The organism is Spirosoma jeollabukense, assembly GCF_054777855.1.
This window is the reverse complement of the sequence record NZ_BAAHAD010000011.1, coordinates 42360-55205: the sequence shown is the minus strand read 5'-3', so window position 1 is coordinate 55205 and position 12846 is coordinate 42360. Positions and strand designations below refer to the sequence as shown.

At 49.0% G+C, this 12846-nt stretch carries 10 protein-coding genes; 4 read left to right on the top strand and 6 right to left on the bottom strand.

Going from position 1 to position 12846, the window contains the following annotated elements:
* Positions 1 to 265 precede the first annotated feature (265 nt).
* Positions 266 to 1849, top strand: coding sequence for a 4-alpha-glucanotransferase (gene malQ / locus ACYVEA_RS27790; RefSeq protein WP_461116688.1), 1584 nt, complete (start codon positions 266 to 268; stop codon positions 1847 to 1849).
* A gap of 71 nt (positions 1850 to 1920) precedes the next feature.
* Here malQ and ACYVEA_RS27785 read toward each other — a convergent pair whose 3' ends face one another.
* A complete protein-coding gene (locus ACYVEA_RS27785) occupies positions 1921 to 2913 on the bottom strand; it encodes an aldo/keto reductase (RefSeq protein ID WP_461116687.1) in 993 nt (330 codons plus the stop codon).
* Between the two features lie 150 nt (positions 2914 to 3063).
* Here ACYVEA_RS27785 and ACYVEA_RS27780 point away from each other — a divergent pair, with 150 nt between their 5' ends.
* The 3 genes from ACYVEA_RS27780 to ACYVEA_RS27770 all read left to right on the top strand — a co-directional run bounded on the left by ACYVEA_RS27780 (position 3064) and on the right by ACYVEA_RS27770 (position 7411).
* Entirely contained in the window at positions 3064 to 6084 is a 3021-nt protein-coding gene (locus tag ACYVEA_RS27780; RefSeq protein WP_461116686.1) for a tetratricopeptide repeat protein, read from the top strand.
* Between the two features lie 55 nt (positions 6085 to 6139).
* The gene (locus ACYVEA_RS27775; protein WP_093825452.1) at positions 6140 to 6865 is read left to right on the top strand and encodes an ABC transporter ATP-binding protein; all 726 of its coding nucleotides are present in this window, start codon (positions 6140 to 6142) and stop codon (positions 6863 to 6865) included.
* 63 nt (positions 6866 to 6928) lie between these two features.
* A complete protein-coding gene (locus tag ACYVEA_RS27770; RefSeq protein ID WP_461116685.1) occupies positions 6929 to 7411 on the top strand; it encodes a heme-binding domain-containing protein in 483 nt (160 codons plus the stop codon).
* A gap of 88 nt (positions 7412 to 7499) precedes the next feature.
* Here the strand turns inward: ACYVEA_RS27770 and ACYVEA_RS27765 are convergent, their stop codons facing one another.
* The 5 genes from ACYVEA_RS27765 to ACYVEA_RS27745 form a co-directional block, all read right to left on the bottom strand.
* Positions 7500 to 8525: a hemin-degrading factor gene (locus ACYVEA_RS27765; RefSeq protein ID WP_461116684.1), complete on the bottom strand. Its 1026-nt coding sequence runs from the start codon at positions 8523 to 8525 to the stop codon at positions 7500 to 7502.
* Between the two features lie 12 nt (positions 8526 to 8537).
* Positions 8538 to 9341: a heme ABC transporter ATP-binding protein gene (locus tag ACYVEA_RS27760; protein WP_461116683.1), complete on the bottom strand. Its 804-nt coding sequence runs from the start codon at positions 9339 to 9341 to the stop codon at positions 8538 to 8540.
* Between the two features lie 12 nt (positions 9342 to 9353).
* The gene (locus ACYVEA_RS27755) at positions 9354 to 10460 is read right to left on the bottom strand and encodes a FecCD family ABC transporter permease (protein ID WP_461116682.1); all 1107 of its coding nucleotides are present in this window, start codon (positions 10458 to 10460) and stop codon (positions 9354 to 9356) included.
* A gap of 5 nt (positions 10461 to 10465) precedes the next feature.
* Positions 10466 to 11341 (bottom strand): heme/hemin ABC transporter substrate-binding protein, encoded by an 876-nt coding sequence (locus ACYVEA_RS27750; protein WP_461116681.1) that lies wholly within the window; start codon positions 11339 to 11341, stop codon positions 10466 to 10468.
* A gap of 113 nt (positions 11342 to 11454) precedes the next feature.
* A complete protein-coding gene (locus ACYVEA_RS27745; protein WP_461116680.1) occupies positions 11455 to 12846 on the bottom strand; it encodes an HmuY family protein in 1392 nt (463 codons plus the stop codon).

Below are 12846 nucleotides of genomic sequence, written 5' to 3'. Positions count from 1 at the left end.
GGACTGCAAAAGTAGGAGAAAAACAGCGTAAGGTCAAGGAACAGCTCAGTCATTTTGCGCCTGATTAGTAATGGAATGCGTTTGGCAATAAGCTTTTTACGATAAAAGGTAAACAAAAGAGGGTCCGGGCGGATTTGTACAAAACGTAGTCGGTCGGTTAACAGGACCTTTAATAGACCGGTGGGTAAAAACAACAAAATTAGTAGCAAGCTTTCTCACCAAATAGGTATTAACTTATCGACTCATTCACGTAACGATAGAATAAATGCTACAACAACGTTCAAGTGGTATATTACTTCACATCACATCCCTCCCTTCTGCGCATGGTGTTGGCGATTTAGGTCCCGAAGCGTATCGATTTGCTGATTTCCTGGAAGCCGCCAAACAAACGTACTGGCAAATTCTTCCCCTTACCCCCGTCGACCCCGGTGCCGGTTTTTCACCTTACAGTAGCCCATCCGCTTTTGCCGGCAACATACTGATGATCAGCCTGGAAAAACTGGTGGATGATAATTTTTTAAGCCCTGATTTTCTGGATGTTTTCAATGAACAGCCCGTTCAGGACGTAACTATAAGCGAAGCGCCGACCGTATCGGGGGATACTGTAAGCCCCATATTGGCGGGGCCGCTGGTGTTGGCTCCCTCTACGCTGCATGCCGCCTGGATAAAAAAGCGCCCTTTATTGCAATTAGCCGCTGAAAACTTCCTGGCCAACGCGACAATAGCCCAACGTAGTGATTATGAACGGTTTTGTACCTGGCAGGCCGATTGGCTCGACGATTACGCCCTATTCACTACGTTGCAGGAAGAAACGGGTGAACCCTTCTGGCTACGCTGGCCTGCCGAGATCGTTCGGCGCGATCCAATCGCCCTGGCTGAGCAGACAGAAAAGCTAAGGCACCATATTGAGATCGTAAAGGTGACTCAGTATTTCTTTATGAAGCAGTGGAATGAATTGACCGCCTACTGCTACGAACGGAAGATTCACCTCATGGGCGATATTCCGATTTACGTCCAGTTCAATAGCGCCGATGTTTGGGCCAATCCAACCCTGTTTAAACTTGACGAAAACTTTCAACCCTTGTTTGTTGCCGGAGCTCCCCCCGATTATTTCAGCGAGTATGGTCAGCGGTGGGGAAATCCAATTTACGATTGGGATGAGCACGAACGAACCGGCTTTGCCTGGTGGATGCGTCGGTTACGGCACCAGATGTCGTTGTACAGCCTGACTCGGTTAGACCACTTCCTGGGATTCGCTGTCTTTTGGGAAATCCCCGCCAGCGAGCCCACCGCAAAAGTTGGTGAGTGGGTAAAAGCGCCGATTGAAGCGTTCATGCATGCCATGCACCGCCAGTTTGTCCAATTGCCTATTATTGCGGAAGATCTGGGAGCAAAAGCAGCTGATATTCAGCCTTTTCTACGGCATTATGGTATACCCGGAATGCGGGTAATACAATTTGGCTTTGGAAAAGACCTGCCCACATCGACCTACGCTCCGCATAACCACGCCGAAAATTTCGTGGTTTATTCCGGAACGCATGATAACAACACGACTCTGGGCTGGTTCCGCGAGTCGGATGAAGAGCATCGCCAGCGAATGAGCGACTACCTCGGCATCGAGATTACGGAAGAGAACGTAGTGGATCAGATTTGCCGGTTGACCATGCAATCTGTAGCCAGATTGTCTATTTTGCCCATGCAGGACGTACTGAATCTCGACGAAACAGGCCGCATGAATACACCGGGTTTAGGTGGCCGGAGCTGGCAGTGGCGCTTACAGCCCGATCAACTGACGGAAGAAGTGTCCCAAAAACTATTGAAATTGACCCGAATGACGGGACGAGGATAAACATAACGTAGTCTGGTTATTGGTTCAGCAATCGCTTATTATTATTACTAAGCCAATAACCAGATTGTTCCTTAGACCAGCTCCAGAACCTGCAGGTTCTGATTAATAAATGCTACTTCATCTCCGGCAAGGGTAATGTTAATTGCCTTCGCATTTTGAATGGCTTGTTCTGCATTGCGGGCACCCACCAAAGCTGCCGTGATGCCAGACTGTTCAATCGTCCAGCGAATTACCAGTTGACTAAGGCTGGCTTTTTTCTCATCGGCCAACGGCTTCAGTTTTTCCAGAAAATCGTCGGTCTGTACGATATTTTGCTCTTTAAAGAAACGATACCCAGCCCGATGATCGCCTTCGGCAAACTGATGACCGGGTTTTATTTTGCCAGTAAGCAGGCCCCTTTCCATTGGGCTGTAGGCCAGAATACCCTTTTTATGAGCGAGGCAGTAGGGCACCAACGTTTCATTAATGCTTTGATTGAGCATACTAAATGGAACCTGATTGGCGGCCAGTGACAAGACCGTTTCGGCTTGTTGCATCTGTTCTACTGTGTAATTACTAACCCCCGCCTGCCGTACTTTCCCCTGTTCAATCAGCCGGAGTACAGCCTCCATACTTTCTTCAATAGGGGTAGTTTTATCAGGCCAGTGCATCTGGTACAGATCGATGTAGTCGGTGCCGAGCCGTTTCAGGCTGTTTTCGCATTCTTTAATAATGCTTTCTTTGCCGGAGTATTTGTAAACATCAATCGGATGACCGGCGTTGTCCTGACTCTTGAAGCCAAAATCGCCTTTCGCTACGTCCCAGCGCATCCCGTATTTCGTCAAAATCTGTACTTTATCGCGGGGAATATCTTTGATCGCTTCGCCGACAATTTCTTCACTGGTGCCCTGGCCGTAAATAGGAGCCGTGTCGATAGACGTTACGCCCAAATTGTAGGAAGCCTTGATGGCATTGACAGCGTCTTTCCGCTCGGTGCCGCCCCACATCCACCCCCCGGCCGCCCACGCACCAAATGTGATGACAGAAATATGTAAATCAGAATCGCCTACTTGCCTATAGTCCATGTGTTTCCGGTTAAAAGATGAAATCCATTATAAAAAGTGGAACGAACGTTTTTTGTTCGTTGAAACGTACCACCGGTATCTTCTTCAGTGGTTCATAAACGACGGTTACTGTAGAAGGCACTAACCGGCTATTCGCTACGTTTCTTTTTCATGTCATCTTTGTTTTTCTGGTCAACATGGAGTCGACCGTATCGGCTTACCTATTTAGTTAGCGTTAGTGCCCTCATCATCAGCCTGATCCTCTTCATTGTTGCCTGGGCTAAGGGGCTGGATAACGTGGTCCATTGGGACATATTAAGTGAATTGAACGAACTGCCCGTTACATTCCATACCTTCTCCGACGGCCTGCTCGATTATGCCGTGAATGGCAAGGCATACGCCGTTTCTGAACAATTCGTCGCTGGCGCGATGCAGGTGAAACCTGGCCTGGCGACTGCCTTTTTGCTTGGTATCGGCATTGCATTTGTGTTGCTGATGAGTGCCATTACGCGCGCGAGTCGGCTTCGTTATTTAATCAGCATGGGCTTTCTGATTCTGGGGATGGCTTTTTTTCGGTGGGAAATGCTCGAAATTTCCGGCTTTGGCGGTAACTATCTTTTCCTGGTGCTCGCGTTCGTATTCGGTTCCGTCAGTTATTATTTCCACGCCTTTCGATCCGACTATCCAATTGCGGTCCGACTAGGCGTCTTTTCTCTGCTGACAATTGCCGTTTCTGCCGTTCTCGGAGCCTTGTCACCCGTGACGTTTCCGGCCCTTACGCTTGTGGGTTATGGAATGCCCGTTCTGATCGTCATTAGTATTGGCTTTATTTTCTTTATCGCTACCGAAATTATAGCGAGCCTGGTTTGGCTTACATCGGTTGGAAGAGGAGAAGAGAATAACACCCAGGTAAGTCAACGGCGTACATTAGGGATTAATAATTTTCTGTTCGTCAGCTTTCTGTATTTGATTAACCTGGCCCTCATCTGGCTTAAAAACACCAAATATATTGACTGGGATGTGCTGGCAATCAGTCCGTTTATTCTGTACCTGACATCGGTTCTTTTGGGTATTTGGGGCTTCCGACGATTGATTCAGCAACAGGACGTTTTTTCGTTCCGCGACTCGGGTGCCTATTTATATGCAGGGCTGGCGCTACTTACGACGCTCACAATCGCCTATGCGTTTGCTACGGCCAATGACCCGCTGGTAGAAATGTTCGAGGATGTAATCGTATATACGCATCTGGCGATGGGCTTGGTTTTTGTAGCCTACGTAGTGATTAATTTTTACCCCATTTATCAGCAGAATTTGCCCGTTTACCGAATTCTCTATAAACCGAAGCGGCTCGAATTAAGCCTGTTCCGGATTGTAGGTGTCGTGGGTGTCGCTGTTCTGCTGGCGTCGGGAGGACTCATTACGTTCCGGCAGGGGATGGCGGGTTATTTCAACGGGCTGGGCGATTTATACACAGCCAGCAACGAACCGGCATCCGCGAATGCCTTTTACCAACTGGCGCTGGAACAGGAGTTTCAGAATCATAAATCCAATTATTCACTGGCCTCGCTGGCGCTGGCACAAAACAATCAGACGGCAGCCGCTTTTTATTTTAAGCAAGCCTTATTGAAACAGCCTAATCCGCAGGATTATGCTGGATTGAGCCAGACGTATCTACAAACGGATTTGTTTTTTGAAGCCGTCAAAGCGCTACAACGTGGCATTCGGGAGTTTCCGAAAAGTGGTGAGTTACAGAATAATCTGGGCTATCTGTATGCCCGAACAAGCGTGGCCGATTCGGCTTATTATTTTCTGAAATCTGCTACGTCCTATGCCGATCAGACTGATGTTCCCGAATCGAATTTGCTGGCGTTTTATGCACGTAATCCCAATCTGCTGGCGGCCGATTCGACGCTGGCGAAAAATGCCATTGAGTCATCGTACGAATCGTATCAGGCAAATGTCCTGGCACTGCGTTTGGTTGCTCAATCGGACACAAGTCAACCAAATCGACCTGTCTGGCTGACAGGTGAATCGGCAAATGAGGGCTTAAGCGTCGGTCGATTTGCGAGTCTGTACAATTATACATTAGCCAATCAACGGGCTGATACTACGTTGTCTGGAACACTAAAACGACTTTCCGAAAAGCCCGTTAATCAGGACTTTACGGATGATTTGCTGCTGGCCCGTGCCGTTGCAGAATACAATCGGCACCGTCTTTCTGATGCTTTCGGGCTAATGAGTCAGCTCGCCGAGGGCGATCAGCAAAACGGCTCGACTTATCGATCTATTACTGGTTTGTGGTTACTGGAACAGGGTCTGTATCGCCGGGCAGCCGAAACGTTTAGCTATAATTCAGACACTACCTCGATCTATTACCGAGCAGTAGCCTTGACAAAAGCCAATGATCCGGTGGTGGCGCAATCACTTTGGGAGACCGCGTCCAAAAATGATCCGGCGGTGACGGCTTTGAAACAGGTGTATTACCAGGAACGCCAACCGCAGACGGATCTTGAAAAGGCATTTTATGCTACGTATCGTGTAGATGACCCTAACCGGGGAGCTTACTGGGAAACCATCCAGGACCCTAGTTTGAAAACAGTTTCGGGGGCTGCGCTGGCCAATGATTACCTCGATCAATTGCAGTGGCGAAACGCGCAGTTAATTCTGTCGGGACTGCCTGATTCCAACCAACTAAGTCCGGTAGCGACGTCAGCAAGGAACGTAGCAGCCATTCGTTTGTCGGCCTTCCGGCGGAGTGTTGGCTCGGCGGAAACAATGGCTAAAACGTCTATTTTGCCACAGTATCAGGCTGAGCGGGATTACTGGTTGGGACAGGCTTACGAACGAACGCGCTGGATAGGTCAGGCTCAACAAGCCTACAGGCGCGCCCTGCAACGGGCTCCCTTAAATGCCAGGATCGCATCGGCAGCGGCCCAGCTTGAGCGGCAGCGGAAACAAACGAAAACAGCCTATGATCTGGTGTTAACAGCTTTGCCTTTCAATGAAGACAACGCCGAATTGCTCAAAACCTACGTCATGCTGTGTTTGGACTTAAGCCTGCCCGATTACGCCGAAAATGGGTTAGCTAAGTTACAGGCAGCTACGACACCTGCCGATTATCAGGCATTTAGGCTTGCTTATCAGGAAAAATTGGCGTCAATCGAAAACAGCCGACAAAAATTCCTGCAATAAAGTATTTTTGTTCGTAAGCCCGATTTCGCCTTACAGCCACCTAATTTCATCCAGCATGAATATTATTGAAACCCGCAATATTGCCAAGCGCTACGTAATGGGCACCGAAGTCGTTGAAGCGCTCAAGTCCATTACGATCAGTATTCAAAAGGGCGAATACGTTGCGTTTATGGGGCCGTCGGGCTCGGGAAAATCTACGCTGATGAATATTGTCGGTTGTCTAGATTCGCCAACGTCGGGGCAGTATATTCTCAATAGCCAGGACGTGAGCGGAATGGGTGAAAACGCGTTGGCTGAAGTGCGCAACAAGGAAATTGGGTTTGTCTTTCAGACATTTAACCTATTGCCCCGCCAAACCTCTCTGGAAAACGTAGCACTACCACTCATTTATGCCGGTTACAACAAAGCCGACCGTACCGAAAAAGCGATGATGGCCCTCAAAAATGTTGGGCTGGAGAATCGAGCCGGTCACCGGCCCAACGAGCTGTCGGGCGGTCAGCGTCAACGGGTCGCTGTAGCGCGGGCTTTGGTCAACGACCCCAGCATCCTGCTGGCTGATGAACCAACAGGGAACCTTGACACCAAGACGTCCTATGAAATCATGGACCTCTTCGACCAGATTCATAGCAAAGGCAACACCGTGATTATGGTAACGCACGAAGAAGATATTGCCGAATATGCGCACCGCATTGTCCGTCTGCGCGATGGGCTGGTTGAAACCGACCGTGTTAATGAACATATTCGTAAGGCAAACGTACTAATGCAGTCGTTGGGCGCATAGTTTTTTTACATTGGTGTAGGTTTGCTCCAGGTTAAATAAAACTTCTTAAACTTATCCTAGCCTATGCTCCGTAAACTTCTTTTAGCCCTTCTGGTATTATTGGTGATTATCCAGTTTTTTCATTCCGAAAAAAACCAGTCGACAAACGTGTCAGCCAATGATATAACGACGAAATACGCGGTGCCCGACGGTGTTCACAACGTATTAAAACGGTCATGTTTCGATTGTCATTCCAACAACACAACGTACCCGTGGTACGACAATATCCAGCCTGTTTCGTGGTGGCTTAATAACCACATCAAAGAGGGTAAAGACGAGCTCAACTTCTCGGAATTCACTACGTATTCACCCAAAAAAGCGAGGCATAAACTCGAGGAAGTAGGGGAGGCCGTTACTGATGGCTGGATGCCTCTGGGGTCATATCTCTGGATTCACCACGATGCCAAACTCAAGCCTGAGGAAGCAAAACTGGTTGCCAATTGGGCAACACAACTTCGGAATCAAATTCCAGCGCCCGCCGACGAAAAAGAAGAGCATCATCATTAACCATTAGTGCCCTGATACCCAAAAAGGCGTCCGTCTAAACAGAGGACGCCTTTTTGATAAAGGTTAATTGGGAATAGTCGAGGTGGGTTTAAGCAGCGGTTACTTCATTGACGACCTCCTGCCATGCTTTCAGTTCTGGAACGCCCGGCTTACGTTTTCCGAAGATCAGCGCAATGCTATTGCCTTCTTTATCAAATAGATCGAGCCCTGTTACCACGCCGTCTTTGGTGGGTTTGCGCGTTACCCAAATCGTATTGATCTGGTCTTCGCGCAAATGCATATTGAACTCAGGGTCCAGTACGTTATACCACGGTCCCATTTCAACTAGCTTTTTTACGGGGCCGGAATGAATTTGAATGCAGCCCGCATTCGAGGCAAAAACCATGATAGGGATTTCCCGCTCGGCCGCCGTGGCGAATATTTTTTTGAATTGCTCAACTGAAATGAGTTGCGCATGTCCTTCGGGAGCAAAACGCAGGCCTTGTTCACGGCCCAATTTATATTTGCGGAGAAGACCAAAAAACTCATGCGTGTCCTCCATCGCTAGCCAGGCATCTTTAAAGCCCTGCGCATCGATTTCCTCGTCGGGCGTATCGGGCGTTTTCTCAGGATAAGGCACCGTTATAAGCGTAGTAATCTGATCAACAGCCTGGTATTTTTCAACCATTGCTTCGTAGGCGCGTTCGTCAGATTTGTCGGTCAAGTAAATCTTGTGTACTGCCGATCCATCCAAATCAAAAAACTGGAGGCTTTTGCGACCGTTTTCATCGGCAGCAAAGCCAAAATGCCAGCGCGACATGAACAAACGCAGGTCAATATCAGGTCCAACGACAAGGCCTACATGCCCGTTGAACGATACGTTCTCATAAACCCCTTTCCGTTCATGAACAATGTTGTCGTTCCGGGTTAAGGCCATAACGTAGCCCAGTGTCGGTACGTCTTTAAGAATCTCCTGAAAATCGCCTTCCAGCTTTACGACTGTTTCGCCAATTTGGGTAGCCAGCAAGTCGGCTTCGCTCACGCCCAGTTGCTTAGCTGCATCCCGGATTCTTGCTTTTGGGTTTTCTTCTTTGAACGCAGCCCAACGTTCTCTGAGGCTATCGGTTGTGATCATGGGATTGATGTTTTAGTTAATTTCCTGATTAGTAGTGATTTGACCATATTGAGGTATGACCAACGGACAGTCCATTTCGGGATGCTCAATGAGCCAGACGTTTAAATTAAAGACGCGAAGAATAGTGTCTGCCGTGATGACGTCCCGAGGTTTGCCCATTGCTTCGATCCTTCCCGAACGTAGCATAACGATTTGATCGGCGTACTGAGCGGCCAGGTTCAGGTCATGCAGAATGACGACAACGCAAAAGCCCCTGTTCGTAAACTCGCGGGCCAATTCGAGCATCTGGTGTTGATGCAAAAGGTCGAGACCTGTGGTTGGTTCGTCTAAAAAGAGGATGCCTTGCGGTATATCCCAGATTTGCGCCAATACGCGGGCGAGTTGCACCCGCTGTTGCTCACCCCCGGATAGAGTAGTGAAAACTCGGGCGGCAAAATCCCACATGCCTACTTTTCTGAGCGCCATTTCGGCCACAAAGTAGTCGTGTTCAGACGCTTGAAAGTCAAAATGAGGATATCGGCCCATCAAGACCAGCTCACTGACTAAGAAAGGAAAAACGACTGAGTTCTGCTGAGGTAATACCGCTCGAAATAGTGATAACTGCTGATTGGAGTACGTATCAATACGTTGATTACGAAGCAGAATCTGTCCTTCCGACGAGGTTATTTCACGGGTACATAACTTGAGTAAGGTTGACTTCCCCGCCCCGTTGGCCCCGACAATAGCCAATAGTTCACCCGGTTTTGCCTGAAACGAAACGTTGTCGAGTAATTGGCGATTGCGAATTCTATACGATAGATTCTTGACTTCCAGCATTGTAGTTCATTTTTAACTGATCGACTGACGTCGCTGTTTGAACAAAATCCACAGAAAAACGGGTGTGCCTAACAAAGCAGTCAGGATGCCAATAGGTAGTTCAGCCGGAGAAACCAGCGTTCGTGCCAGTGAATCGGCCAGCGTAAGCACGATGGCGCCACCCAGGGCTGAACCAACCAATACGCGTCGGTGGTCGGAACCCACTCCCATACGTATCAGATGCGGAATGACCAGCCCGACAAAACCAATGATTCCGGCAACCGCAACCGACGTACCAACAGCCATCGTTGAAAAGATAATGACTTGCCGTTTAATGCTTTTTAAATTGATACCCAGCATGGTTGCCTGGCTTTCGCCGAGTGCAAGCAGGTTCAATGATTTAGCTAAGCGGGGAATGCCAAACAAGGCGATAACTGTGAAGGGTAGAATGCCCAAAACTGATGTCCAACTGGCTCCGCCTAAACTACCAAGGCTCCAGAACGTAATGCTGCGAAGTTGCTCATCCGTAGCGAGATACGTCATAATACCGGTAAGCGCACCCGATAACGCATTGATGGCAATGCCAGTCAGAAGCATGGTCGTAACGAGTGACTTGCCAGCCATCCGCGAAATCCGATAGACCAGAAAAGCCGTGAGACTGGCACCAACGAACGAAACGACCGATAGCGCATACATACCCAGAATGCCCGTAAGCGTTGTGAAGAAACTGACCTCCAGCACGATCATCGTTACAGCCGCCAGCGAAGCGCCCGCCGAAATGCCAATCAGGCCCGGATCAGCGAGTGGATTTCGAAAAAGTCCCTGAATAGCCGCTCCCGAAATCGCTAAGCCTGATCCAACCAACACCGCCAGGCAAACTCTTGGCAACCGAATCGCCAGAAGAATCGCCATCTTTGAGTCGTCAATGGTTGCGGAGTAGCCCATTGATTTGCAGATAATTAACCAGATTTCGTAGGGTGTGATACGTACCGCGCCAATCCCAACCGACAGAACAACCGTTGCCAAAAGCCCAATGACCAATGAAGGCATCAGCCACGGATTAATGGTAGTTCTGAGGACTGACTCTTTCGTCGATGACTTTTGCGTAAGCAGGCTGATTGTTGCGGTGGTCGAATCCATACATACTACGCTTTAGGTTTCTGACTGATTTTTTGAGATAACTCATGTAACGCTTTTCCCAGACGAGGGGAGAAGCCACTTAACAGATGTCCATCCATCACAATAACCCGGTTATTTTTACCGGCATTGGTTTGCGCAACGCCCTGCACGGCCAATAGACCAGCCGTGCCGCCCAGACTTTCGAGTCCGCTGTCGAACAGTAGAATGACGTCGGGATTGGCCGTCACGAGAGCTTCGGCAGTGATGGGTTTGTAGTTTTCGAAATCAGGCGTAGCATTGACGCCACCAGCCAGTTCGATCATTTTTTCGATGGGCGTTCCCCGGCCCGATACCATCATGGTGCCTGTTCCGCGCGCATAAATGAACAGCACTTTAGGGCTGTTGGTCGCTCTCTTCACCTGCGCTAAATCAGACTCCAGCTTTTTGATAATCGGCTTGGCTCGTGAGCCAACCTGGCAGGTTGTGGCGATATCCTGAATGAGTTTTTTCGTCCCGGCCACGCTAAAATCCTGCTGAAACGTAATGACTTTAATCCCTGCCGACTTGATCTGTTCGATAACTTCCGACTTCGTTCCTGCATTGGTTGAGGTCAGAACCAGCGTTGGCTTCAGCGAAATAACACCTTCGGCCGAGATGCTGCGATTGTGTCCAACTTTCGGGAGTTTTTTCAGAGCTTCAGGATACGTACTGGTCACGTCGACGCCGACAATGAGTGGCTGTAATCCTAAATCGCAAAGAATCTCGCTGACGGTTCCGTCTAGGGAAACTATACGTACAGGCTCGTCCTGGCCAGGTCTGTTAGCCAATGAATAGCTATTCCCCAGGAACAATAGGGCCAGGAGGCTAGCGAGCCATTTGACTGGAAGTGGATACTTGGTCATACTGATTTTAGTTTTATTTTATGACGCTGGTCGTTTTTGTAGGAAAAGTGTCTTGCCATAAAGCGCTGCTCAAGGCAAGACACTCTTGTCGTTAAGAGGAAGGGTGAAAATGACTAGATGGCCGCCTTTTTAACCAGCTTGAATTCGATCTTCGGTTTGCCGCGTTCTCCACCATCCTGCGTCGTGAAGCTGACGAACTTGAGCTTATAGACGTTTCCGGCAGCATCTTTCACGACGTAGAAGCGGTCGGTTTTCACGCCGATGGTGCCCGTCGTTGCCCGCCAGTTAGAGCCAATAACCATCCTGTCACTTTTAAAGGTGGTGGTGGCGATGTTGCTTTCGGTATAAGCGTCATACGTAACGGCGCTCGTGAGTATTTCGGCCGCTGTTACGCCACCCAGCGTATTGATAAATACTTGATCGGCAAAGTAATACGGAATGTCGTTGGTGCCGTCGCTGGTTTTATTCATGCCGCCTGTCCACTCAATATCCCAGCGCGCTTTGGCTGGTTCTACCTCAACCGTAGCACCCGTATCGAACGAGACAAATTTGAAATTGTAGGCAGCGTCTTTGGCGATTGAAACGGTTTTGAATGTCGTTTCTTTGATATCGGCGTATTGGAGTGTGTAGCCCGTCGTTCCATTACGTAACACCCTGACTTTCATCCACGCCCGTGGGGCAACACCGCCACCGGTACCCCGGTTAATAATGAACACTTTATTGTCAGCATCCGTAGCAGAAATACCTGGAATGACCGTTTTCGTAAGATCACCTGAGACGTCGTCCATCAATTTTAAACCGGCAGGATCAGTATTGCTTACGCTAAGGACGAGACCGACTGTATCGGCCGCGGTTACCTGTGTTAAGTCGTTCTTGGCCAGCGCAATGGCGGCTGCTCCGGTCGTATTGTTTAAAATCACACGGAAGTCGGCGCCCGAATAAAAACCCAGGTCCCAGGAAGCCCGCTTTATGGCTGTAGCCTCATTGTTACTTAAGTCAGCAAAAACAGAGTTTACCGCACTGGAACCACCCGTACCGCCATCGAGCGTCAGCGCCGTTCCATCCGAGACAATGGACGTGAACTTAACTGTAATCTGCTTGGTCGTCCCAACCAATACCGGACTCGCAGCCGACGTAATGGTGAAGCCAATGGTTTCGGTGCCGTTTAGGAATAGATTGTCAGCTTTAGTCAGTTTGAACGAGACTTCGCTGCTTGCTGCCGGGATCGTCAAGTTTAGAAGATTGCCCGTGGCTGCGGGCGTGGTCGTGAATTGAGTTCCGTAGGTAATGCCGGTTGGCGTTATCTGAACTACTATGGGTACGGCTACATCGGTGGCCCGCGTCAACTTTAGCTTGATCGTAACTTCTTTTGTAGCCGCATCAGCACCTTGTTCGGCACTTTCAAACTGTACTAAATTGTCAGGTAGCGGAGGATCGCTTTCCTTACAGGCACTAAACACGCTAACGAACGCCAGAACGAAGAATAATGAGAAAATACGTTTCAT